We start from the raw sequence: 21,549 nt of genomic DNA on the forward strand, positions 1-21,549 counted from the left end.
CAGAGGCGCGAAGAAATGACATAGCCCCCGGGGAAGAAATCCATGAAGTTCTTTGTCGATACCGCCGACGTCGACGCCATTGCCGAGCTGAACGCTCTGGGCATGGTCGATGGCGTAACCACCAACCCCTCGCTGATCATGAAATCGGGCCGCGACATCCTGGAGGTCACGAAAGAGATCTGCGAGATGGTCGATGGCCCCGTCTCCGCCGAGGTCGTGGCCACCGAAGCCGACGACATGATCGCCGAGGGCCGCAAGCTGGCCAAGATCGCCGACAATATCGCGGTCAAGGTGCCGCTGACCTGGGCCGGGCTCAAGGCCTGCAAGACGCTGTCGGACGAAGGCAACATGGTGAACGTCACCTTGTGCTTTTCCGCCAACCAGGCGCTGCTGGCGGCCAAGGCGGGCGCGACCTTCATCTCGCCCTTCATCGGGCGGTTGGACGATCTGAACCTGGACGGGCTGGATCTGATTGAGGATATCCGCACGATCTATGACAATTACGACTTCGAGACCCAGATCCTGGCCGCGTCGATCCGCACGGCGAACCACATGTCCGAGGTCGCCAAGATCGGCGCGGATGTTGCAACAGCGCCACCCAGCGTGATCAAGAACATGGCCAACCATGTGCTGACCGACAAGGGACTGGACGCCTTCCTGCAAGATTGGGCAAAAACGGGTCAGAAAATCCTGTAACCCCGGCAAACGGGGCAGACACACCAGATTGAGGGCCCCGAGCAATGACCATCACCGCGCCGATCGAATCCGATATTCGCGACCGGATCCTGGACGATCCGACCGTCATCCTGGACGATCGCGAGGTGATGCGGGCCCTCATCGCCGCCAATGAACGCAGCATGGGCGGCAATATCGTCGATCTGCGCGGCATCGCCATGGAACGGCTCGAGGCGCGGCTGGACCGGCTGGAGGACACCCACCGGTCGGTCATCGCCGCGGCCTATGACAATCTGGCGGGGATGAATCAGGTACATCGGGCGGTGCTGAAAATGCTCGACCCGACCGAGTTCGAGATCTTCCTGCACAACCTGACCGCCGAAGTGGCCGAGATCCTGCGTGTCGATTTCGTGCGGCTGGTGCTGGAAAGCACACAAAGCGAGGCCGACCCGGCCGTCGACCGTCTGGGCGATGTGTTGCAGGTGGTCGAACCCGGCGCGGTCGATCTGTACCTGACCCGTGGCCGCGACGTGCCGCCGCGCGCCGTCACCCTGCGCCAGACCCTGCCCGCGTCCGAGGGGCTGTTTGGCGCCGATACCGACTGGATCCGGTCCGAGGCGCTGCTGAAGCTCGATTTCGGGCCCGGCCGCCTGCCCGGCCTGCTGGTGATGGGGTCCGAAGACCCGCATCAATTCGCACCCACGCAAGGCACCGACCTGCTGGGCTTTTTCGGTGGCGTCTTCGAAAGGTCGATGCGCCGCTGGCTGTCATGACGCTGCAGATCGCCCCGGCGGCACGGGCCGCGCTGGACGATTGGCTGACCGGCCAAAAGGCGCTGAGCGGCGCCGCCGACAACACGCTGAAAGCCTATGGCGCGGATGTGACGGGGTTTCTGGCCTTTCTGGCCGAACATACCGGCGCCCCCACGGGCATGGCCGCGCTGCGCGCCGTGGGTACAACCGACATGCGCGCCTGGATGGCGCATGAGCGCGGGCGCGGGGTGGCCGCGCGGTCGCTGGCCCGCGCGCTGTCTGCGGTCAAATCCTTCTATCGCTGGCTGTCGGAACGCGAGGGCTTCGACGCCACCGCCGTCCTGTCCGCCCGCAGCCCGAAATTCCAGCGCAAGCTGCCCCGCCCGATGGAACAGGACGCCGCGCGCGCGATGATCGACACTGTCGGCCTGCAATCGGATACCGGCTGGATCGCGGCGCGCGACATGGCGGTGGTCACGCTGCTTTACGGCTGCGGCTTGCGGATATCCGAGGCGCTGGGGCTTCGGGGCCGCGACTTCCCCCTGCCGCAGGTGTTGCGGATCACCGGCAAGGGCGGCAAGGAACGCATGGTGCCGGTGCTGGATGCCGCGCGCGATGCGGTGGCGGAATATGTGCACCTTTGCCCCTATGACGCCGAACCCGATGCGCCGCTCTTTCGGGGCAAGCGCGGCGGGGCGCTGAACCCGCGCCTGATCGCCAAGGCGATGGAACAGGCCCGGATGCAGCTTGGCCTGCCCGCCAGCGCCACGCCCCATGCCATGCGCCACAGCTTTGCCACCCACCTGCTGGCCGCAGGCGGCGATCTGCGCGCGATCCAGGAGCTGCTGGGACACGCCTCGCTGTCCACAACCCAGGCCTATACCGCCGTCGATGCCGCCCGGCTGATGGAGGTCTATGACAAGGCCCACCCGAAGGCCGGGGGATGATGGACGACCTGACCGGCCAGATCTACAACGCCGCACGGGAAGGTGACGTTGCAGAGCTGGAGCGTTTGAAATCCGGCATCCCGGCCCTGTCCGACAAGAACACGCACCCCAATTTCTGTGACATCGTCGACGCCTGTCCGATCGACAGCATCCGCTGGCTTCTGGACAATGGGGCCGATCCGAACATGAAAACCGATGATGGGTTCCCGCCGCTGCATTGCGCGATTGACCGCGATACGCCCGACCGGGCCGAGGTTCTGAAACTGTTGCTGGATAACGGCGCCGATGTGAACCAGCGCGGCTTCAACGACTGGACCCCGCTGCATCGCGCCGCCGTGGTTCGACCCACGCAGGAGATCATGGCGCTGTTGATGGATCGCGGCGCCGACCGCGACGCCCGCACCGGCATCGACCACCATGCCACACCGGCGGAAGAGGCCGTGCATCTGGGCCATCAACTGTCGGCCATTTTCATCAACGATTATCGCCCCGGCTGAGGCCAATCGGTCATTGCCCTTTGCGCCCCGATACCCCATGACAGGCGGATGACACCATCCATGCGCGCGCTTTCCGTCCATCTGTTGACCGCCACCGGGGCCGTTTTCGCCATGCTGGCGATGCTGGCCGCGGTCGAGGAAAAATGGAGCCTGATGTTCCTGTGGCTGGTCGTGGCCTTTGCCGTCGACGGGATCGACGGGCCGCTGGCGCGCAAATACGATGTGAAAACCAACGCCCCGCAATTCGACGGCGCGTTGATGGATCTGATCATCGATTACCTGACCTATGTGTTCATCCCGGCCTATGCGCTGTTCAAATCGGGGATGCTGCCGGGCTGGACGGGCTGGATCACCATCATCGTTGTGACCTTCGCCAGCGTGGTCTATTTCGCCGACACGCGGATGAAGACAAAGGACAATTCGTTCTCGGGCTTTCCGGGCTGCTGGAACATGGTGGCGATTGTTCTTTTCGGGTTGCAGCCGGGGTTCTGGACCATCCTGCTTATCGTCATCACGTTGGCGGTGGCGATGTTCCTCCCGCTGAAATTCATCCATCCGGTGCGCACCGAGCGCTGGCGCAAGGTGTCGCTGCCGATGATCCTGGCCTGGACCTTTTTCGCCGGATGGGCGGCCTGGGTCGATTTCCACCCGGCCAGCTGGGCGCATTGGGGGCTGGTGGCGACCAGCGTCTATCTGCTGGGCGCGGGCATCGCGCAACAGCTGATCCCGGCCCGGTCGGCCTGAGCGCACGCTCAGATCAGCAAGCCTGCCGCCCCTTCGTGGCGCAGCAGCGCGACCTTGGTCTCGACCCCGCCCGCGCCGGAAAATCCGCCCAGACCGTTTGCCCCCAACACCCGGTGACAGGGGATGATCACCGGGATCGGATTGCCGCCGCAGGCCTGGCCGATGGCCTGAGCGGGCACGCCCAGATCGCGCGCGATATCGCCATAGGTGCGGGTGTCGCCAAAGGGGATCGCCGACATCGCATCGCAGACCGCCCGTTGCAGGTCCGATCCCGCCACGCATAGCGGCAGGTCGAACCGGGTCCGCGCCCCGGCGAAATAGGCGCGGATCTGATCGCGCGCGCGGATCAGCAGCGGGGTCTCGTCCACCCCCGCCTCGCCCCATGACAGCGCGGTGATCGCGCCATCGGTTTCGGTGACGCACAGCACCCCCACGGGCGTATCGAAGGCAAGCCTGGCCATGCCCGCACCCTGCCCGGCCCCGGCGCCGCACTCAAGCCCCCGCGTATCGCGGTTGAGCCCCCTGCCGAAGGGTGCCAAGCTGGCCCGGCAACAATCCGGAGCACGCGATGATCGGCCACCTGACCCTTATCCTGACATGCCAACTGATCGGCGAGGTCATCACCGGCCTGCTGGCCCTGCCCGTACCGGGGCCGGTTCTGGGCATGGTGGTGATGTTCGTGGGCCTGCTGGTGCGGGGCGGTGTGCCCGACGGGCTGGGCCAGGCCGCAGACGGGCTGCTGAAGGCGATGTCGCTTTTGTTCGTGCCGGCGGGCACGGGCGTCATGCTGCATTTCCAACTGCTGGGCCAGGCGCTTCTGCCGCTGGGCGCGGCGCTGGTCGTCAGCACACTGGCCACGATCGCGGTGACCGCGCTGCTGATGCTGTGGCTGGGAAAGGAACAGGCCGATGGATAACCTGCAGGACACCTGGGTCTATCTCAGCGCCTCGCCGCTCTTTCACCTGACGCTGACGCTGATCGCGTTTCAGGCCGCCAATTGGCTGTTCGAGAAAGCCGGCCGCAACCCCCTGCTGAACCCCGTTCTGGGCGCGGTCCTGCTGGTGGTGGCGGTTCTGGTGGCCACCGGCACCGACTACGCCACCTATTTTCAGGGCGCGCAATTCGTCCATTTCCTGCTGGGTCCGGCCACCGTGGCGCTGGCGATCCCGCTTTACCGGCAATGGTACCGGGTGCGGCAATCGGCGCTGGCCATCGGTGTCAGCCTGCTGACCGGGTCGCTGACCGCCGCCATCACGGCGGTGCTGGTGGCGTGGCTGCTGGGCGGCACGACAGAGATGCTGGCCTCGATCGCGCCGAAATCGGTGACCGCGCCGGTCGCCATGGCGATATCCGAAGAGCTGGGCGGCCTGCCGTCGCTGACCGCCGTGCTGGTGATTGTCACCGGCATTTTCGGCGCGATGTTCGGGCCGCCGTTGCTGAACCTGATGGGCGTGCGGGACTGGCGCGCGCGGGGGCTGGCCATCGGCACCGCCAGCCACGGCATCGGCACGGCCCGCGCGTTGCAGGTCAATGAAACCGCCGGGGCCTTTTCGGGTCTGGCGATGGGGCTGAACGCGCTGGCAACCGCGCTGATGCTGCCGATCCTGTGGGGGATCTTCTTCTAGGCGCCGGCGCGCCTAGAGCTGCGGCTTGACCTGCAACAGCGGCAGGACATCGGCCATCTCCGGCCCGCGCTCGCGGCCCGTCACGGCCTTGCGCAGCGGCATGAACAGCCCCTTGCCCTTGCGGCCTGTGGCATCCTTCACGGCAGCGGTCCAGTTGGCCCAGCTGTCGGCGGCATAGGGCGGCGCGGGCAGCAGATCCAGCGCCTGCGCCACGAATTCGCGGTCCGCATCGTCGACCAGCGCGGGCGCGCCATTGGCGAACAGATCCCACCAGGCGGCCATGTCGGCTTTCACGGTGATGTTTTCGCGCACGACGTTCCAGAATGCTTCGGCCTTGTCGGCGGGCACGCCAAGGGCGGCCACGTCATCGGCCACCGCCGACAGCGGCAGATCGTGCAGCACCCGGGCGGTCAGCGGGAACAGGTCGTTCACGTCGAATTTCGTCGGCGCCGCGCCGAAGCTCGACAGATCGAACCCCGCGAGCAGCTCGTCCATGTCGCGGGCCAGCTCGATCGGCTGGCTGGAGCCCAGCCGCGCCATCAGGCTGAGCAGCGCCATCGGCTCGACCCCTTGCGCGCGCAGGTCGCGCAACGACAGGGTGCCCAGCCGTTTCGACAGCGCCTCGCCCTGCGGGCCGGTCAGCAGCGAATGATGCGCAAAGGCGGGCACAGCCCCGCCCAGCGCCTGAATGATCTGGATCTGGGTCGCGGTGTTGGTCACGTGGTCCGAGCCGCGCACCACATGGGTCACGCCGAAATCCACGTCGTCACAGACCGAGGCCAGCGTATACAGGAACTGTCCGTCACCCCGGATCAGCACCGGGTCGCTGACGCTGGCCGCGTCAATCGACAGATCGCCCAGGATGCCGTCTGTCCACTCGATACGTTCGTGATCCAGCTTGAACCGCCACACGCCATTGCCACGCTCGGCGCGCAGGGCGGCTTTCTGCTCGTCGCTCAGGTCCAGCGCGGCCCGGTCATAGACCGGCGGGCGGCCCATGTTCAGAAGCTTCTTGCGCTTCAGGTCCAGCTCGGTCGGGGTCTCGAACGCCTCGTAAAACCGGCCCTTGTCGCGCAGCGTTTGCGCGGCTTCCTCGTACCGGTCCAGCCGCGCCGACTGACGCTCGATCCGGTCCCAGGTCAGGCCCAGCCATTCCAGATCCTCCTGGATCGCGTCGGCATATTCCTGTTTCGACCGTTCCGGATCGGTGTCGTCCAGCCGCAGGATGAAGGTCCCGCCGGCCTTGCGGGCGATCATGTAATTGAACAGCGCGGTGCGCAGATTGCCGACATGGATGTAGCCGGTGGGCGACGGGGCGAAACGGGTGGTGGTCATCGGGGGCTCCTGAACTTGGGCGCTGCTCTTTCATATCGCGCCGCTTTTGTCCATATCTGCGGGATGGATGACCGCTATGCACCCACGCTGGACGAGATCGCAGATTTGGCCGAAGCCGCCCGCGCCGCGTTGCCCGAGGCCTATCACGCCGCCGCCCGCGCGGTCGCGCTGAGGGTCGAGGATTTCGCGCCCGACGCGCTGTTGGACGAGATGGAGATCACCGATCCGTTCGAGCTGACCGGCCTGTACCAAGGCATTCCGATGACCGAGAAATCGGTCTTCGACCAGCCCATCGGCCCGGACGTGATCTGGCTGTTCCGACGGCCGATCCTGGATGAATGGACCGAACGCGGCGATGTTGGGCTGGCAGAGCTGGTGACCCATGTGTTCGTGCATGAGCTGGCCCATCATTTCGGCTGGTCGGACGCCGATATCGCGCGCATCGACCGTTGGTGGGAATGATCACGGTTCTTTGATCTGGCCCGCGCGCACTGGTCGCGCGGGAATTCGCGCTATCATCTTCGACGAGGAGCCAGACCTTTTCAGACCAATAACGGGAGATGATTTCATGACACTCAGCCGACGCACGCTTTTGGGCGCGACCGCCGCGCTGCCGCTGGCCGGGCTTGCCCGCCCCGCCCTGGCCGCCGCCCCGATGCAGGATGGCGCCAACGCCCCCTTTCACCGGTTCAAACTGGGCGGGTTCGAGGTGACGACCCTGCTGGCGGGGACCCGCACCGTGCCCGATCCGCACACGATCTTTGGCCTGAATGCCAGCGACGAGGATTTCGCCGCCGTGTCGCAGGATGCCTTCATCCCCACCGACAAGGCGCAGTTCTTCTTTACCCCGACGCTTGTGAACACCGGCAGCGAGCTGGTGCTGTTCGACACCGGCCTGGCGCCCGAAGGCATCGGCGCGGCGCTGTCGGCTGCGGGCTACAGCACCGATCAGGTCGACAAGGTGGTGATCACCCACATGCATGGCGACCATATCGGCGGGCTGGCCGGTGACGCGGGCGCGACATTCGCCAACGCGGCCTATATGACCGGCACGGCGGAATTCGACCACTGGAACGGCACCGATAACGAGGGCTTCGCCGCCAAGGTCAAACCGCTGGCCGATCAGTTCACCTTCCTCGACGATGGGGGCAGCGTGGCATCGGGCATCACCGCGATGGCGGCCTTTGGGCACACGCCGGGGCACATGGCCTATATGCTGGAAAGCGACGGTCAGGGCCTGTTGGTGGGGGCCGATTTCGCCAACCACTATGTCTGGTCGCTGGGCCACCCGGATTGGGAGGTCAAGTTCGATATGGACAAGTCCGCCGCCGCAGCGACCCGGCGCCGCCTGCTGGACATGTTGGCGGCCGACAAGCTGCCCTTCATCGGCTATCACATGCCCTTCCCCGGTTTCGGCTTCGTCGAAACCCGCGACAGCGGCTTCCGCTATGTTCCGGCCAGCTATCAGATGATGCTGGGCTGACACCCCTTACTGCGGCGTTCCGGGGCTTGGCCCCGGGGCGCGGCTTTGGCACTGTGGCGCGGTACAATCAGAAGCCAGAATCGCGCCATGACCGACATCCTGACCATCACCCTCAACCCGGCTGTCGATCTGGCCACCACGGCCCCCGCCGTCACCGCCGGGCCCAAGCTGCGCTGTGGCCCGGTGCGCACCGATCCGGGCGGCGGCGGCATCAACGTGTCGCGCGCCATCGCGCAGCTGGGCGGGCAAAGCCGCGCGCTGGTGGCGATCGGCGGCACAACGGGCAAGAAGCTGCGGCAGTTGCTGGCCGCCGAGGGCATCGCCGTTCTGCCCTTTCGCACCACGGGCGAAACCCGCCAGAGCCTGGCCGTGACCGACGATTCCACCGGCGAGCAATACCGGTTCGTGCTGCCCGGCCCGGTCTGGGACGATGAACGGGTCACGGCGGTTCTGGCCACGATCTCCGCCGCGGTGCCCGATCACGGTCTGGTGGTGCTGAGCGGCAGCCTGCCCCCCGGGGTCGGTGCCGATTTTCCCCACGCGCTGTGCGCCACGCTGGCCGAACGCCACGCGCAGGTCATCGCCGACACATCGGGCGCCGCGCTGCACCAATTGGCCAACGCCACCGGCACCCCGCCCTTTGTCCTGCGCATGGACCAGGCCGAGGCCGAAGAGCTGGCCACCCGCCCCCTGCCCGAACGCAGCGACAGCGCGGGTTTCGCCGCCGAACTGGTCGCGCGCGGCGCGGCACAGGTCGTGATCATCGCGCGGGGCGCCGATGGCTCGGTCCTGGCCACGGCGGACCAGCGCCTGCATGTCACCGCCGCCGATGTGCCGGTGCGCAGCAAGGTCGGCGCGGGCGACAGTTTCGTCGGCGGATTCGCGATGGCCCTGTCACGCGGGCGGGATCTGGCGACCGCGTTGCAATATGGTGCGGCGGCGGCCAGCGCCGCGGTGATGACGGATGCCACCCAGCTGTGCCGCCGCAGCGATTTCGACACGCTGCTGCCGCAAACCGTCCTCAGCCCGTTGCCGCTTTAACGCGCAAGGACCGTCCACCGCTGGCCCAGATCATCAAGGCCCGCGCGGATCAGCTCGGCCAGCACATCCATGTCGATGGGCGCCAGCCTTGTCAGATAAAGACAGGATTTGCCGCGCCTGTGCGGCCCCAGCCGCCCCAGAATGTCGGAAAAATCCGTGTAACCGGGCAGGATATAGACCACCAGATTGGCCTTGCGCGGGGCGAAACCCGTGGCCAGGAAATCCCCCTCGCGCCCGCTGTCATAGCGATAGTGATAGCGGCCATACCCGATGATGGAAGCCCCCCACATCCTTGGCTGAAACCCGGTCACGCGCCGGAACAGGGCGTCGAGCGCCAATGCGTCGGCGCGCCTGTGCGCGGGCGCGACCGAATCCAGATAGGATGCCGCATCCTGCCCGGTGGGTGCTGTCTTGTTCATCGCGCGGCCCTTTCGCCGCCCATCCTATCACGGATCGCTCAGGCATAGGACACGACCTCGATCTCTACATCGTCATGGGCTTTGAAATAGAACCGGCGGCCCGGTTCGTAATCGGCATGCAGATGCGGGGTGAACCCGGCGGCCTTGACCCGTTCCTCGACCGCGTCCAGATCATCAACCACGACGCCCAGATGGTTCATCGCGCCGGGGGTGGTGTAGCTGTCGCCATGGGCATCCGCCCCACCCCGGGAGTAGATCGCGACATAGCTGTGCGCGCCGCCCACGTGATAGGACACCCCGTCGTCAAGCGCGGGGCCCTGCCAGCGGACCGACCAGCCGAACAGGTCGCACAGCATCTGCGCGGTGGCCGCCGGATCGCTGACGGTGAAGTTGACGTGTTCCAGATAAGGTTCCGACATGACTGCTCCTTTCATTTCGAGTCGGGGCAGCATGCGACCTCAACCAAGGTTGAGGTCAAGCGCGGATGCGCGGGCCGGAACTCACCACATGGTTTGCGCCGCGCGGCCGGGCCATTCGGTGTCATAGGCGGCGCCGTCAAAGGCGCCCTCGGTCCTCTCGGTCAGGATATCGCCGACACTGGGCAGACCGGCGGCATCGTCGCGCTGCCACAGCCCCGCGCGCAGAATCGCGCGGGCGCATTGGGTATAGATCTCGGCAATCTCGATCACGATGACGCTGCGGGGTTGGCGGCCCTGCTGGTCGAACCGCGCACGCAGGTCGGCATCGGTGGTCAGACGCGCATGACCATTCACCCGCACCACATTGGTCGATCCCGGCACCATGAACATCAGGCTGACCCGGCCATCGGCCACGATATTGCGCAGGCTGTCGATGCGGTTGTTGCCACGCCAGTCGGGCAGCGCCAGCGCGCCGGGGTCCAGCTCCAGCACCACGGGGCCGTCATCGCCGCGCGGACTGCCATCGGTGCCCTCGGGGCCCACGGTGGTCAGCACGCAGAACCGCGACGCCATGATCCACTTGCGGTAAAGCGGTGTCATCCGGCGGGCGACCTTGACCAGCGATGCCTCGCCCGGCGTGTCATAAAGCGCCTCGAGCGCCGCAATATCGGTGATGTAGTCCATCGCTTACCCCGTCTCAAAGCCCGCCTCGGCCATCAGCCGGTCCGAGGCGGTTTCGACCTGTGACTCCAGCCGCTGCATGAACGTATCGCGGTCCAGCCCCGGCGGGATCGGCTCCAGAAACTCGACCACCGCCAACCCCGGCTTGCGATAGATCCCGGTGCGGGGCCAGAACACGCCGACATTCGTCGCCGCCGGCACGCAGGTCTGCCCAAGCTGTTCGCAAAGCGCAGCGGTGCCGACCTTATAGGGCTTGTGTGTCCCCGGTGCGACACGGGTGCCCTGGGGATAGATGATCAGCTGCCCCGGCGCCTGGCGCCCTTTTTCCACATCGTCGACCATCTTGCGGATCGCCTGACCGCGCTTGCCCCGGTCGACCGGGACACAACCGATCTTCAGCGCGTATTGCCCGATCACCGGCGCCCACATCAGCTCGCGCTTCATGATGAACTTGCCCGCGGGCACGCTGCCGAAGATCAGGATGATGTCCAGAAACGACTGGTGTTTCGACGCGATCAGAACCTCGTCACGGGGCGGGGTGCCGCGCACCTCGGTCCGCAGCCCGACCATCCAGGCTGCGGTCCACCGCACCCAGCGGCAATAGGTCCGGCACGCCGTCAGCGCGCCTTGCCGCGACACCAGCGCCCAGGGCAGGAATACGATCCCCAGAACCACCATCATCAGGTACATCTGACCCACGAAGATCAGCGACCGGAACCAGCGCCACGCATAAGCCATCAGGTCAGCTCCTTCAGCATTCGCAGGACGGTCGCACGCGTCGACCAGAAGGCCAGAACCGCGACCAGCGGCGGCAGGATCAGCGGCCAAAGCCATTGCGCGCCGGAAAAGCCCAGCCCCGTCAGAAACCCGCCCGCGGACGAGGCACTGGGCAGGAACGCAATCGCCAGCATCCCCAGAACGGTGCCGCCCACCGCCCCGATCAGCGCCCGGCCGGTAAACCGCCGCACGAAGGCCCGCGCGATATAGGTATCGCGCGCCCCCACCAGCCGCAGCACCTGAATGACCCGCGCATTGGCCGCCAGCGCCGATTGCGCCGCCAGCGTGATCATCGCCGCCGTGGTCAGTGCGATCAGCAGCATCGATAGAAGCCCTAGCATCCGCAGCCGTTGCGCCGCCCGGACCAGCGGGCGGCGCCAGCGGGTGTGATCGTCCAGCACGGCGCCCGGGGTTTCGGCGCTCAGCCGCAGGCGCAGCGCCTCGGCGTCGAAGCCGTCCTCGGTCTCGGTCAACTCGACCAGTTGTGGCACCGGCAGGTCGTCGATGGGCACGTCGGGGCCCAGCCAGGGCGCCAGCAGCGCGCGCTGTTCCTCGATATCCAGCGCGCGGGCATCGGCGACGCCGGGGGTGGTGCGCAGGATCTCCAGCACCGCGTCGGTCTGGGCCTGCAACTGGCCCGGCGCGGTGGAGATCCGCACCGTCGCGGTCCGGGCCAGCGCATCGGACCAGCGATCCGCCAGCCGCCCCGTGGCCAGCGACAGCGCCAGCGCGAACACCGCCAGAAACGCCATCGCGGCGGCGGTAAAGATCGTCAGCCGCACGGTGAACCCCGTGGGCGGCACGACGCGGTCGGCCTGGGGATCGCCGGCCAGGAATTGCAGAACGCGCGCCACCTGGTCCATCACAGATCCGCCCCCGCCGCGTGCACCTGCCCATCCTTCAGCCGCAGCACGCGGGCCGAAACCTGTGACTTGGCCGCGCGGATCAGGTTCAGGTCATGGGTCGCGATCACGATGGCCTTGCCCATGCGGTTCAGCTCGATCAGCAGCTGCAACAGCCGCTGCGACATCTCCCAGTCGACATTGCCGGTGGGTTCGTCGGCCAGGATGACCTCGGGCGCCATGATGATCGCCCGCGCCAACGCCGCGCGCTGCCGTTCGCCGCCCGACAGCTCTGGCGGCAACGCGCCCGCGCGCGACCGCAACCCGACCCAGATCAGCAGCTCTTTCAGGTTCTCGGCCTCGGCCGTGGTGTCGCGGTTCGACACGGTCAACGGCAGGGCGATGTTTTCGTGAATGGGCAGATGATCCAGGAACTGGCATTCCTGATGCACCACGCCGATGCGGCGACGCGCCTGGGCAATGTCGTCGCGGCTCATCTGCGACACATCGGCGCCAAACAGCCGAACCTGCCCCGCGCTCGGCCGCAATTCGCCATAGCACAGCTTCAGCAGCGTGGTCTTGCCCGCCCCCGACGGCCCGGTCAGAAAATGGAACGATCCCGGCGCCAATTGTAGCGAAATATCGGACAAAAGCCGCTCGCCGCCATAGCTTTGCGCCACGTTTTCCAGTTCGATCACAGAAATCTCCAGCCCAATCTGTGGCCGTTTTGCGCGATCTGACATGCAGTTTCAATCGTATGCGGTTGCAAACACTTTGATTTTTTGTATCGCATGGTAAAACATTGCACGGTTAGAGGCAGGACCGCGCGAAATCTATTGCACGGAGTTGGAAAGATTATGCGACTTATTTGCCCGAATTGCAGCGCGCAATACGAGGTAGACGATTCCGTGATCCCCGCAGAGGGCCGGGACGTGCAATGTTCGAATTGCGGGCAGACCTGGTTCCAGCCCGCAGCCGCCATTGCCGCAACGCCCGCCGAACCGGAACCCGTCGACACCCCGGTCGCAGAGACCCAGCCCGACGAGGAATATATCGAGGATACGGTCGAGCCCGAGATCCCCGAACCCGACACCGCAGAACCCGCGCCCGAGGCGGATGAAAGCGTTGTGTCCTTCGATCAGGACACTGAAACCTTTTACGAATTCAACACCGACGACGACACGGCCGACGATCTGTCCGCGCCGGACGAGGCACCCGAGGCGCCCCCTGCGCCCGAAGCCGAACCCGAAGCCGACGCACCGATCCTGGCCGAGGATACTCCGCCCGCACCAGAACCCGCCGTGGCCGAAGGCGCCGACACCGCCGCGCCCGAAGACACCGCGCCCGATGCCCCGGCAGAGACCCCCGATGACGGGACCGATGCCGCGATTGCCGGGCTGATGGCCGGTGCGTTCGGCGATGTGCCCGTGGATGCCGAAGAGACCCCGCAGCCGCCGCGCCGGGCGCTGGACGAATCTGTCGTCAATGTCCTGCGCGAAGAGGCCGAGCACGAACAGCGCGCCCGCGCGGCCGATGAAAACGACACCCTGTTCGGTGGCCAGCGCGAGATGGGCCTGCAGGGGGCTGCGGCGGTGACGGCGCTGGTCGGGGCCGACGACGCCTCCGACGATCGCGATGCGGGATCGCGCCGCGATCTGCTGCCCGATATCGAAGAGATCAACTCGACCCTGCGCGCCACGTCTGAACGGCACGGCCAGTTCAACAGCGACGAGGAAATCGCCCCCGATCACGACCTGGAACCGCAATCGAGCTCGTTCGGGCGCAGTTTCTCGTTGGTGATCCTGTTTGCGGGGCTTCTGGTCGCGCTTTACATCTTTGCGCCCGACATCGCCGCGAAGCTGCCCGCGGCGAAACCCGCGCTGGATATGTATACCGGTGGGGTGGATGCGGGCCGCGTGGCGCTGGATGACCTGCTGCGCAGCCTTGTCGACAAGATGACCGCCGGACAGAACGCCGCCGCGCAATAACCCGGCGGCGTCAGAACCGGTCGAGCAGACGCCGCAGATAGTCCAGTTCGATCTGCGGGCGTTCCTGTTCCGACGACCGGCGGCGGATCTCGTCCAGCAGATCGCGCGCCCGGTCATCGGCCCCCGGCACCATGCTGTCACCCGTTCCGACCTGCCCCTGGCTGCCGCGTTCACGGCCCAGCGGGTCGCGCTGGCTGTTGGGGTCGGCCCGGCCCATCGCCTCGCCCTGATCGCCGGCGCGTTCCTGTTGCTGCTGGGCCAGCGCCTCGCCCATGTTGCGCATGCCGTCGCGCAGGGCTTCCATCGCCTCGGCCTGGTCGTCCAACGCCCCGGCCAGATCATCCTCGCGCAGGCTGTCCTCGGCCCGTTCCATCGCGCGGCCCGCGCGGTCCAGCGCATCGCGCGCCGCCTCGCCCTGTTCGCCGCTCAGGCCCGGCATGTTCTGCTGCTGGCGGCGCAGCTCGTCGCGCAGCGCCTGCTGACGCTCGGCCAGACCCTGCGGCGGCTGCGATCCGGGCTGGCCGCCCGATTGACCGTCGCCTTCCTGTGCCTGGCCCTGTTGCCCGCCCTGACCCTGATGGTCCTGGCCGCGCCCCTGACCGCCATCGCGGCCCTGGTTCTGCTGGCTTTCGCCGGCATTGGCGCCGGGGTTGAACTGCTCCTGCAGATCGCGGAACGCATCGTCGGACAGGCCCTGCTGGTTGCGCAGCGTCTCGGCCAGACCTTCCATCGCCTGCTGGCCCGGGCTTTGCTGCCCGCCCTCGCCCTGGGCGACCTGCATGTTTTCCATCATCTGGCGCAGCTGCTCCAGCAATTGCTGCGCCTCGGCCATGCGGCCCTGCTCCATCAACTCCTGCAGCTGGTCCATCATGTCCTGCAGGTCCTGCTGCGACAGTTCCTGCATCTGCTGCTGGTTCTCGGCCTGCTGCTGGTCGCCATCCTGTTGCTGCTGCTGGTTCTGGGCCAGCTCGCGAATGAAATCCTGCATCGCCTCGCGCAGCTCGTCCATCAGCTCGGCGATTTCCTCGTCGCTGGCGCCGCGCTTCATCGCCTCGGACAGGCGGTCTTGGGCGCGTTCCAGACGCTCGCGCGCGTTCGACAGATCGCCATCCTCGATCTCGATCGCCAGATCCCACAGGATCTGGGCGACCTCATCGCGAAGCTCGGGCGTCAGGCCGGTATCGACCCCGCCCTCAAGCTGCCGCAGCGCCGCGCGGTATTTCAGATAGGTCGCGCTGGACGGGAACGCATCGCCCGGATCGTGCCGGATCGCCCGCAGGATCTGCACCACGCGTGTCCCGTTGGCCCGGGTCCAAAGCAGGTCGCGCCGCTGTTCGACGATGGCCGCGGCCAGCGGGTCAAAGAACCGGCGCCCGCCCAGATTGGCATTGATCGGGCTGCTTTCGCCGACCTGTCCCGGCGCATCGGTCACCCGGAACCGCATCAGGACCGGCATCCGCGCCCAGGGATGTTCCGAGAAATTGCCGGCGAAGACCTCCTCGAACGTGGTGCGGTCGCCGGTGATCGGCATCGGCAGGTCCAGCACCAGCGCCTCGCGCGGCTCGGGATCGGCGACCAGGCCATGGCGCCGCTCGACCGCGTCCAGATCCAGCGTGATCTCGACCGTGCCCGCCGTCACCCCGTAATCGTCGCGCGCGACAAAGGGCTGGCGGATCTCGCCCCCGCGACCGCGCGACTGGGCCGCCGAAATCTGGACCGTGGGCGGCGCATCGGGCTGCATGATCACCGACCAGGACCGCCCGCCCTGCCCGTCGATCACCAGATCGCCGCTTTGGGCGATCTCGATCCGGTGGCTCATGGCGTCGTCATCGGGCACGGTGCTGTCGGCGGGCTGGCCCGACACGGTTTCGCTCACGCTCAGCGCGCCGACCTCGCCGTAAAGCCGCAGGGTGATCTGGCTGCCCTTGGGCACGCGCACCGTGTCGGCCGAGATGTCGTTCAGATAAAGCCCCGGCTGACCGGAATAGGCGGGCGGTTCGATCCAGCCCTCCCACGCGGGGCCGCTGGCCAGCGCCGCGGCGGGCGGGGCAAGCGTGTCGCCCACGCTGGCCACGCGCCAGACAGATCCGAAAAGCAGTGACACCAGAAACCCCGTGAACGCGACATAGCGCAGCCCGAACGGGTCACGCCCCGCGATCCGCAGATCGGGCGCGACGGCGCGGGCCTGGCGCGCACGGTCGCGCATCCGGGCGATATGCGCCTGCCAGACATATTCCGATTGCGCATCCCCCGCGCCGATGGCCTGGTCATCCTCCAGCGTGGCCAGCGGCCGCCCCGGCAGGGTGGCGTCGATCCGGTCGCGGGCCTGGATCATGCCCGGCCAGCGGAACCGCCGCACGCCGCGATAGCAAAGCCCGACCCCCGCCAGCAGCGCCAGCACCGCACCGCCCAGAACGACCGGCTGCGGCAGCATCTCGTGCACGCCCATCGCCAACAGCGCCAGCAGGGCGAACAGCAAGGTCCACAGCGGCCAGAACGCCCATGTCACCTGTTCGGACACCAGACCGGCCCGGGTCAGCCAAAGCGGCCAGGCCACGGTCCTGCGGATGTCAGTGTCGGTGTTGTCGCGCTTGCGCATGCTCTGGTCCGGGCGGCGTGCCCGCACCATTGCAGGTCACAACCATACAGGGATGGTATCGCGGTTTATCATCTCGTCAAAGGTAGGACGCGCGCGGATGACGGCAAATTTATCCTTGTCGACCAGAACCTCGGGGATCATCGGCCGCGTATTGTATTCGCTGGACATCACCGCGCCATAGGCACCCGCCGACCGAAACGCGACCAGATCGCCCGATTTCAGCGGCGGCATCTGGCGCGCCTTGGCAAAGGTATCGCCGGATTCGCAGACCGGCCCGACAATGTCATAGGGCGCGTATTCCACGCCCGCCGCGGGTTCGATCAGCGGCACGATGTCGTGATGCGCCTCGTACATGGCGGGGCGGATCAGGTCGTTCATCGCCGCATCCAGGATCAGGAAATCCCGCCCCTCGCCCGATTTTACATAGATCACCTGGCTGACCAGAATGCCCGCGTTGCCCGCGATCAGGCGGCCTGGCTCGATCTCGACCTCGACCCCCAGATCGCCCAGTTCCTCGCGCACCATGGCGCCATATTCCACTGGCAGCGGCGGCGCGGTGTTCGACCGTTCGTAAGGAATGCCAAGCCCCCCGCCCAGATCCAGCCGGGTGATGTCGTGGCCATCGGCGCGCAGCGCTGTCGTCAGCTCGGCCACCTTGCGATAGGCCAGCCGGAACGGTTCCAGATCCGTCAGCTGGCTGCCGATATGCACGTCGATCCCCACCACGCGCAGCCCCGGCAAAAGGGCGGCATGGGCATAAACCTCGCGCGCGCGGGCGATCGGGATGCCGAACTTGTTTTCCGATTTGCCGGTAGCGATCTTGGCGTGGGTCTTGGCATCGACATCGGGGTTCACCCGCACGGTAATCGGCGCCACGGTGCCCAGCGACAGGGCGACCTCGTTCAGCGCCTCCATCTCGGGCTCGGATTCCACGTTGAACTGGCGGATGCCGCCCTCCAGCGCGGTACGCATTTCCGCGCGCGTCTTGCCGACGCCGGAAAACACGATGCGCTCGCCCGGCACACCGGCGGCACGGGCACGCGCGTATTCCCCGCCCGAGACCACATCCATCCCCGCGCCAAGCCCACCCAGCAGCGTCAGCACCGCCTGGTTCGAATTGGCCTTCATCGCATAGCAGACCAGATGATCCAGCCCCGCCAACGCCTCGTCGAACAGCCGGTAATGCCGGGTCAGGGTCGCGGTGGAATAGCAATAGAACGGGGTGCCGACCGCCGCGGCAATCTCGGCCACGGGGACGTCTTCGGCATGCAGAACGCCGTCACGGTACAGAAAATGATCCATGCCGCGCGATTAAGGCCAAAACCCAGCGGTTTCAACAGCAAAGCTGCGCCCATGCGCGGGTCACAGCCCGACGCTGACCCCCACCGGACCGATTCGCGTGCCCAGGCTGGCACCGGTGCGCAGATTGCCGTTGCTGTCGATGCCGACGCCCGCATTGACCGACGGGCGCGTGGGTTCGCCATCGGCGCCGCAGGACGCAAGCAGCGCCGTCATCAACAGAAATCCCGCAATCCGTGTCATCCCATCACCGTTTTCCAGCGTGCTACCTGTGCCCGCACCTGTTCGGGTGCGGTGCCGCCATAGCTTACGCGGCTGGCGACCGAGTTGTGAACGCCCAGCACGTCGAAGACATCCGGGGTGATGTGTTCATGCACCGATTTCATGTCCTCGATGGTCAGTTCAGGCAGGTCGCAGCCCTTGGATTCCGCCAGCGCCACCAGCGAGCCGGTCACGTGGTGGGCATCGCGGAACGGCATGTTCAGGCTGCGCACCAGCCAGTCGGCCAGATCGGTCGCGGTGGAAAAGCCGCTGGCGGCGGCGGCTTCCAGCGCGGGGCGGTTGGCGGTCATGTCGCTGACCATGCCGGTCATCGCCGCCAGCGCCAGCATCAGGCTGTCCGCCGCATCGAAGACCTGTTCCTTGTCTTCCTGCATGTCCTTGGAATAGGTCAGCGGCAGCCCCTTCATCACCGTGAACAGCGCCACCTGCGCCCCAAGGATGCGCCCGATCTTGGCGCGGATCAGTTCCGCCGCATCGGGGTTCTTCTTCTGCGGCATGATCGACGAGCCGGTCGAGAACCGGTCGCTGAGAACCACGAAGCGGAATTGCGCGCTGGACCAGATCACCAGTTCTTCGGCAAACCGGCTCAGATGCATGGCGCAGATCGACGATGCCGACAGGAACTCCAGCGCGAAATCGCGGTCGGCCACGGCGTCCAGCGAATTGGCCGCGGGCCGGTCAAAGCCCAGCGCCTGTGCCGTCATGTCGCGGTCGATGGGAAAGCTGGTTCCGGCCAGCGCGGCGGCGCCCAGCGGGCATTCGTTCATCCGCGCCCGCGCGTCGCGGAAGCGGCTCAGATCGCGGCCCAGCATCTCGACATAGGCCAGCATGTGGTGGCCCCAGGTCACCGGCTGCGCGGTCTGCAGATGGGTGAAGCCGGGCATCACCCAATCGGCCCCGGCCTCGGCCTGGGACAGAAAGGCGCGCATCAGCGCCTCGATCCCCTGGATGGCGGCGTCGATCTGATCGCGTACCCACAATTTGAAGTCCGTTGCCACCTGATCGTTGCGCGACCGGCCCGTGTGCAAACGGCCCGCCGGTTCGCCGATGATGTCCTTCAGCCGCGCCTCGACATTCATGTGGATGTCTTCCAGCGCGGTGGAGAATTCGAAGGTCCCGCCTTCGATTTCTGACAAGACCGTGAGCAGCCCTTCCCCAATCGCCTTGGCATCACTATCAGTAATGATGCCCTGTGCGGCCAACATCGCGGCATGCGCCCGCGATCCGGCAATGTCCTGGGCGGCCATGCGCTTGTCGAATCCGATGGATGCGTTAATGGCTTCCATGATCGCGTCGGGTCCGGCGGCAAAGCGGCCGCCCCACATGGCGTTCGATTGGTCTTTGGTCATCTGGCCACCTTGGAGGCATTGAATATGAGCTTGTTTCGGTCTGTCGTCCTCTACACGGCCCTGAGCCTGTGTGCAAACGCCGCGCTGGCCGATATGGGCGCGGTCGCGGCGCTGCGCGACGGCGATATGAAAAAGCTGAATTTCCATGCCGAAGCCAAGGCCCCGGTCGAGGCGACGCTGCTGGATGCGGGCGGCGCGAAATCGGCCCTGGCGGATTATCGCGGCAAATATGTTCTGTTGAATTTCTGGGCCACCTGGTGCGCCCCCTGCCGCAAGGAGATGCCGTCGCTCGACCGGCTACAGGCCGAGCTGGGCGGCGAGACCTTCGCGGTGGTGCCGGTGGCCACGGGCCACAACCCGGTGCCGGGGATCGAACGGTTCTTTGCCGATGGCGGGATCGAAACCCTGCCGATCCTGCGCGACCCCAAACAGGAATTGTCGCGCCAGATGGCGGTTCTGGGCCTGCCGGTCACGGTGATTCTGGACCCCGAGGGACGCGAGATCGCCCGCATGACCGGCGATGCCGAATGGGACAGCGACAGCGCCAAGGCGATCATCGCCGCGCTGCTGGATCAGACCGCAGGATAAGCCAAACGCCCGCCGGTCGGGCGGGCGCTTGGTGTTTTTCTGACAATCAGTTCGGGATCACTTCGCCACTGGGGCGCGGGGTCGCTGCGGTTTCAGCGGGCAGGATCGGGTATTCGACCTCAGGCACCGTGCCGGTCAGCGTGCCCAAAAAGGCCACGATCTGCTCGACCTCGTCCCCGCTCAGCTCGGCCCCAAGCTGCGATTCCGCCATGATCTCGACCGCCGTGTGCAGGCTCCAGACCTTGCCGGAGTGGAAATAGGGCGCGGTCTCGGTGATGTTGCGCAGGGGCGCTGCGCGGAAGACATATTCGTCATCCACGGTTTCGGTCACGGCAAAGCGGCCCTTGTCGCCCTCGGGCAGAACCTCGGCCCCCGGTTTTTCGACCAGACCGAACGGGTAATAATCGTGCCCGCCCACATTCACCCCGTTGTGACAGGCCGCACAGCCCGCATCCAGGAACACCTGAAGCCCCTGTTTCTGGTCGTCGCTCATCGCGCCGTCATCGCCGTTCAACCACGCGTCAAAGGGCGCGGGCGTGATCAGCGTGGCCTCATACGCCTCGATCGCCTTGGCGAAATTGTCGAAGGTCACAGGGTCCTCTTCGCCCGGGAACGACGCCTTGAACCATTCCACATATTGCGGCATCGAATTCAGCGTGGCGATCACGTTGTCGGGGGTATTCGCCATCTCGACCCCCGCCTGCACCGGGCCCTTGGCCTGCTCGGCCAGATCGGCGGCGCGGCCATCCCAGAACTGGGCTTCGTTGAAGACCGAATTCAGCACCGTCGGCGCATTGCGCGGCCCCTTTTGCCAGCCATGCCCGATCGAGGTTTCCAGGTTGTCATCCCCACCCGTCGCAAGGTTGTGGCACGAGTTGCACGAGAACACCCCCGACGCGGACATGCGCGGATCGAAGTAAAGCGCCTTGCCCAGGTCGATCTTCTCGGGGGTGATCGGGTTGTTTTTCACCGCCGGCGTGGTCGACGGCAACGGCTGGAACATCTCCAGCGCATAGTCGCGCAGCTCGTCGGCCTGTGCTGCATGAAAAGCGGTTGCGGCGATGGCGCCAAGCATGACGCGCGTGCGTAGTTGAGACATGAGCCTCTCCCTGCATTGGTTCTGATACGCGCGTTCGACCCCAATCTAGAACGATTCCAGAAGCACGCATTGAGCCAGATCAATACGCCCCGCATTTTGCCCCGTGAC

25 protein-coding genes are annotated in these 21,549 nt (G+C 66.3%); 12 read left to right on the forward strand and 13 right to left on the reverse strand.

Annotated elements, in window-relative coordinates; all coding sequences use genetic code 11:
- Positions 1–42: 42 nt before the first annotated feature.
- From fsa to CLM60_RS06265, 5 genes are read left to right on the forward strand one after another with little or no spacing between them, the layout of a single operon-like run.
- The gene (gene fsa / locus CLM60_RS06245) at positions 43–696 is read left to right on the forward strand and encodes a fructose-6-phosphate aldolase (protein WP_095588303.1); all 654 of its coding nucleotides are present in this window, start codon (positions 43–45) and stop codon (positions 694–696) included.
- Positions 697–740: 44 nt separating this feature from the next.
- Positions 741–1,448: a DUF484 family protein gene (locus CLM60_RS06250; RefSeq protein ID WP_095588304.1), complete on the forward strand. Its 708-nt coding sequence runs from the start codon at positions 741–743 to the stop codon at positions 1,446–1,448.
- On the forward strand, positions 1,445–2,374 hold the full coding sequence (locus CLM60_RS06255; RefSeq protein WP_095588305.1) for a tyrosine recombinase XerC: 930 nt from the start codon (positions 1,445–1,447) through the stop codon (positions 2,372–2,374). The genes CLM60_RS06250 and CLM60_RS06255 overlap by 4 nt, the downstream gene beginning before the upstream one ends.
- Positions 2,371–2,871, forward strand: coding sequence for an ankyrin repeat domain-containing protein (locus CLM60_RS06260; RefSeq protein WP_095588306.1), 501 nt, complete (start codon positions 2,371–2,373; stop codon positions 2,869–2,871). The genes CLM60_RS06255 and CLM60_RS06260 overlap by 4 nt, the downstream gene beginning before the upstream one ends.
- 48 nt (positions 2,872–2,919) lie before the next feature.
- On the forward strand, positions 2,920–3,615 hold the full coding sequence (locus tag CLM60_RS06265) for a CDP-alcohol phosphatidyltransferase family protein (protein WP_095588307.1): 696 nt from the start codon (positions 2,920–2,922) through the stop codon (positions 3,613–3,615).
- Between the two features lie 8 nt (positions 3,616–3,623).
- Here CLM60_RS06265 and CLM60_RS06270 read toward each other — a convergent pair whose 3' ends face one another.
- Positions 3,624–4,076 (reverse strand): methylated-DNA--[protein]-cysteine S-methyltransferase, encoded by a 453-nt coding sequence (locus CLM60_RS06270; RefSeq protein ID WP_095588308.1) that lies wholly within the window; start codon positions 4,074–4,076, stop codon positions 3,624–3,626.
- Positions 4,077–4,183: 107 nt separating this feature from the next.
- Here CLM60_RS06270 and CLM60_RS06275 point away from each other — a divergent pair, with 107 nt between their 5' ends.
- Both CLM60_RS06275 and CLM60_RS06280 read left to right on the forward strand, forming a co-directional pair.
- The gene (locus CLM60_RS06275) at positions 4,184–4,531 is read left to right on the forward strand and encodes a CidA/LrgA family protein (protein ID WP_095588309.1); all 348 of its coding nucleotides are present in this window, start codon (positions 4,184–4,186) and stop codon (positions 4,529–4,531) included.
- Positions 4,524–5,240, forward strand: coding sequence for an LrgB family protein (locus CLM60_RS06280; protein WP_095588310.1), 717 nt, complete (start codon positions 4,524–4,526; stop codon positions 5,238–5,240). Before CLM60_RS06275 ends, CLM60_RS06280 begins: the two co-directional genes overlap by 8 nt.
- Before the next feature lie 12 nt (positions 5,241–5,252).
- Here the strand turns inward: CLM60_RS06280 and gltX are convergent, their stop codons facing one another.
- Positions 5,253–6,575, reverse strand: coding sequence for a glutamate--tRNA ligase (gene gltX, locus CLM60_RS06285; protein ID WP_095588311.1), 1,323 nt, complete (start codon positions 6,573–6,575; stop codon positions 5,253–5,255).
- 63 nt (positions 6,576–6,638) lie between these two features.
- Here gltX and CLM60_RS06290 point away from each other — a divergent pair, with 63 nt between their 5' ends.
- From CLM60_RS06290 to CLM60_RS06300, 3 genes are all read left to right on the forward strand, one after another.
- Entirely contained in the window at positions 6,639–7,037 is a 399-nt protein-coding gene (locus tag CLM60_RS06290) for a metallopeptidase family protein (RefSeq protein ID WP_095588312.1), read from the forward strand.
- 106 nt (positions 7,038–7,143) lie between these two features.
- Positions 7,144–8,058 carry an MBL fold metallo-hydrolase gene (locus CLM60_RS06295; RefSeq protein WP_095588313.1) on the forward strand — a complete coding sequence of 305 codons (915 nt, stop codon included), beginning with the start codon at positions 7,144–7,146 and terminating at the stop codon, positions 8,056–8,058.
- Between the two features lie 87 nt (positions 8,059–8,145).
- Positions 8,146–9,099: a 1-phosphofructokinase family hexose kinase gene (locus CLM60_RS06300; protein WP_095588314.1), complete on the forward strand. Its 954-nt coding sequence runs from the start codon at positions 8,146–8,148 to the stop codon at positions 9,097–9,099.
- Here the strand turns inward: CLM60_RS06300 and CLM60_RS06305 are convergent.
- From CLM60_RS06305 to CLM60_RS06330, 6 genes are all read right to left on the reverse strand, one after another.
- Positions 9,096–9,518 carry a DUF1801 domain-containing protein gene (locus CLM60_RS06305; protein ID WP_095588315.1) on the reverse strand — a complete coding sequence of 141 codons (423 nt, stop codon included), beginning with the start codon at positions 9,516–9,518 and terminating at the stop codon, positions 9,096–9,098. The two genes, CLM60_RS06300 and CLM60_RS06305, sit on opposite strands and share 4 nt — an antisense overlap.
- 38 nt (positions 9,519–9,556) lie before the next feature.
- Positions 9,557–9,937 (reverse strand): VOC family protein, encoded by a 381-nt coding sequence (locus tag CLM60_RS06310; protein ID WP_095588316.1) that lies wholly within the window; start codon positions 9,935–9,937, stop codon positions 9,557–9,559.
- Between the two features lie 81 nt (positions 9,938–10,018).
- Positions 10,019–10,621, reverse strand: a complete 603-nt coding sequence (locus CLM60_RS06315) for a pyridoxamine 5'-phosphate oxidase family protein (protein WP_095588317.1) — start codon at positions 10,619–10,621, stop codon at positions 10,019–10,021.
- A 3-nt stretch (positions 10,622–10,624) separates the two neighbouring features.
- Positions 10,625–11,356: a lysophospholipid acyltransferase family protein gene (locus CLM60_RS06320; RefSeq protein WP_095588318.1), complete on the reverse strand. Its 732-nt coding sequence runs from the start codon at positions 11,354–11,356 to the stop codon at positions 10,625–10,627.
- Complete coding sequence (locus CLM60_RS06325; protein ID WP_176473811.1) at positions 11,356–12,258, reverse strand: cell division protein FtsX; 903 nt, start codon at positions 12,256–12,258, stop codon at positions 11,356–11,358. The genes CLM60_RS06320 and CLM60_RS06325 overlap by 1 nt, the downstream gene beginning before the upstream one ends.
- Positions 12,258–12,935 carry a cell division ATP-binding protein FtsE gene (locus CLM60_RS06330; protein ID WP_095588320.1) on the reverse strand — a complete coding sequence of 226 codons (678 nt, stop codon included), beginning with the start codon at positions 12,933–12,935 and terminating at the stop codon, positions 12,258–12,260. Before CLM60_RS06330 ends, CLM60_RS06325 begins: the two co-directional genes overlap by 1 nt.
- Before the next feature lie 159 nt (positions 12,936–13,094).
- On the opposite strand from CLM60_RS06330, the gene CLM60_RS06335 reads away from it, so the two are divergent.
- Positions 13,095–14,225, forward strand: a complete 1,131-nt coding sequence (locus tag CLM60_RS06335) for a zinc-ribbon domain-containing protein (RefSeq protein WP_176473812.1) — start codon at positions 13,095–13,097, stop codon at positions 14,223–14,225.
- A 10-nt stretch (positions 14,226–14,235) separates the two neighbouring features.
- On the opposite strand, the gene CLM60_RS06340 is transcribed toward CLM60_RS06335, so the two are convergent.
- Genes CLM60_RS06340 through argH form a run of 4 tightly spaced genes read right to left on the reverse strand, consistent with a single transcriptional unit; the run spans position 14,236 to position 19,754 of the window.
- Positions 14,236–16,824, reverse strand: a complete 2,589-nt coding sequence (locus CLM60_RS06340) for a TIGR02302 family protein (protein ID WP_095588322.1) — start codon at positions 16,822–16,824, stop codon at positions 14,236–14,238.
- A 36-nt stretch (positions 16,825–16,860) separates the two neighbouring features.
- On the reverse strand, positions 16,861–18,126 hold the full coding sequence (gene lysA, locus CLM60_RS06345; protein ID WP_095588323.1) for a diaminopimelate decarboxylase: 1,266 nt from the start codon (positions 18,124–18,126) through the stop codon (positions 16,861–16,863).
- 60 nt (positions 18,127–18,186) lie between these two features.
- Positions 18,187–18,339: a hypothetical protein gene (locus tag CLM60_RS06350; RefSeq protein ID WP_245848280.1), complete on the reverse strand. Its 153-nt coding sequence runs from the start codon at positions 18,337–18,339 to the stop codon at positions 18,187–18,189.
- A gap of 23 nt (positions 18,340–18,362) precedes the next feature.
- Complete coding sequence (argH, locus tag CLM60_RS06355; RefSeq protein WP_095588325.1) at positions 18,363–19,754, reverse strand: argininosuccinate lyase; 1,392 nt, start codon at positions 19,752–19,754, stop codon at positions 18,363–18,365.
- 24 nt (positions 19,755–19,778) lie between these two features.
- Between argH and CLM60_RS06360 the strand changes: the two genes are divergently transcribed.
- Positions 19,779–20,342, forward strand: a complete 564-nt coding sequence (locus tag CLM60_RS06360) for a TlpA family protein disulfide reductase (RefSeq protein WP_095588326.1) — start codon at positions 19,779–19,781, stop codon at positions 20,340–20,342.
- A gap of 46 nt (positions 20,343–20,388) precedes the next feature.
- Here the strand turns inward: CLM60_RS06360 and CLM60_RS06365 are convergent, their stop codons facing one another.
- A complete protein-coding gene (locus tag CLM60_RS06365) occupies positions 20,389–21,441 on the reverse strand; it encodes a cytochrome-c peroxidase (RefSeq protein ID WP_176473813.1) in 1,053 nt (350 codons plus the stop codon).
- Positions 21,442–21,549: the final 108 nt, after the last annotated feature.

This window comes from Actibacterium ureilyticum, from assembly GCF_002285435.1.
GTDB classification, from domain to species: domain Bacteria; phylum Pseudomonadota; class Alphaproteobacteria; order Rhodobacterales; family Rhodobacteraceae; genus Actibacterium_C; species Actibacterium_C ureilyticum.

What these genes read in the sequence shown, in the direction of transcription:
- fsa (WP_095588303.1), top strand. Translation starts at nt 43, where the DNA reads ATGAAGTTCTTTGTCGATACCGCCGACGTCGACGCCATTGCCGAGCTG.
- CLM60_RS06250 (WP_095588304.1), top strand. Translation starts at nt 741, where the DNA reads ATGACCATCACCGCGCCGATCGAATCCGATATTCGCGACCGGATCCTG.
- CLM60_RS06255 (WP_095588305.1), top strand. Translation starts at nt 1,445, where the DNA reads ATGACGCTGCAGATCGCCCCGGCGGCACGGGCCGCGCTGGACGATTGG.
- CLM60_RS06260 (WP_095588306.1), top strand. Translation starts at nt 2,371, where the DNA reads ATGATGGACGACCTGACCGGCCAGATCTACAACGCCGCACGGGAAGGT.
- CLM60_RS06265 (WP_095588307.1), top strand. Translation starts at nt 2,920, where the DNA reads ATGACACCATCCATGCGCGCGCTTTCCGTCCATCTGTTGACCGCCACC.
- CLM60_RS06270 (WP_095588308.1), bottom strand. Translation starts at nt 4,076, where the DNA reads ATGGCCAGGCTTGCCTTCGATACGCCCGTGGGGGTGCTGTGCGTCACC.
- CLM60_RS06275 (WP_095588309.1), top strand. Translation starts at nt 4,184, where the DNA reads ATGATCGGCCACCTGACCCTTATCCTGACATGCCAACTGATCGGCGAG.
- CLM60_RS06280 (WP_095588310.1), top strand. Translation starts at nt 4,524, where the DNA reads ATGGATAACCTGCAGGACACCTGGGTCTATCTCAGCGCCTCGCCGCTC.
- gltX (WP_095588311.1), bottom strand. Translation starts at nt 6,575, where the DNA reads ATGACCACCACCCGTTTCGCCCCGTCGCCCACCGGCTACATCCATGTC.
- CLM60_RS06290 (WP_095588312.1), top strand. Translation starts at nt 6,639, where the DNA reads ATGGATGACCGCTATGCACCCACGCTGGACGAGATCGCAGATTTGGCC.
- CLM60_RS06295 (WP_095588313.1), top strand. Translation starts at nt 7,144, where the DNA reads ATGACACTCAGCCGACGCACGCTTTTGGGCGCGACCGCCGCGCTGCCG.
- CLM60_RS06300 (WP_095588314.1), top strand. Translation starts at nt 8,146, where the DNA reads ATGACCGACATCCTGACCATCACCCTCAACCCGGCTGTCGATCTGGCC.
- CLM60_RS06305 (WP_095588315.1), bottom strand. Translation starts at nt 9,518, where the DNA reads ATGAACAAGACAGCACCCACCGGGCAGGATGCGGCATCCTATCTGGAT.
- CLM60_RS06310 (WP_095588316.1), bottom strand. Translation starts at nt 9,937, where the DNA reads ATGTCGGAACCTTATCTGGAACACGTCAACTTCACCGTCAGCGATCCG.
- CLM60_RS06315 (WP_095588317.1), bottom strand. Translation starts at nt 10,621, where the DNA reads ATGGACTACATCACCGATATTGCGGCGCTCGAGGCGCTTTATGACACG.
- CLM60_RS06320 (WP_095588318.1), bottom strand. Translation starts at nt 11,356, where the DNA reads ATGGCTTATGCGTGGCGCTGGTTCCGGTCGCTGATCTTCGTGGGTCAG.
- CLM60_RS06325 (WP_176473811.1), bottom strand. Translation starts at nt 12,258, where the DNA reads ATGGACCAGGTGGCGCGCGTTCTGCAATTCCTGGCCGGCGATCCCCAG.
- CLM60_RS06335 (WP_176473812.1), top strand. Translation starts at nt 13,095, where the DNA reads ATGCGACTTATTTGCCCGAATTGCAGCGCGCAATACGAGGTAGACGAT.
- CLM60_RS06340 (WP_095588322.1), bottom strand. Translation starts at nt 16,824, where the DNA reads ATGCGCAAGCGCGACAACACCGACACTGACATCCGCAGGACCGTGGCC.
- lysA (WP_095588323.1), bottom strand. Translation starts at nt 18,126, where the DNA reads ATGGATCATTTTCTGTACCGTGACGGCGTTCTGCATGCCGAAGACGTC.
- CLM60_RS06350 (WP_245848280.1), bottom strand. Translation starts at nt 18,339, where the DNA reads ATGACGGCGCTGCTTGCGTCCTGCGGCGCCGATGGCGAACCCACGCGC.
- argH (WP_095588325.1), bottom strand. Translation starts at nt 19,754, where the DNA reads ATGACCAAAGACCAATCGAACGCCATGTGGGGCGGCCGCTTTGCCGCC.
- CLM60_RS06360 (WP_095588326.1), top strand. Translation starts at nt 19,779, where the DNA reads ATGAGCTTGTTTCGGTCTGTCGTCCTCTACACGGCCCTGAGCCTGTGT.
- CLM60_RS06365 (WP_176473813.1), bottom strand. Translation starts at nt 21,441, where the DNA reads ATGTCTCAACTACGCACGCGCGTCATGCTTGGCGCCATCGCCGCAACC.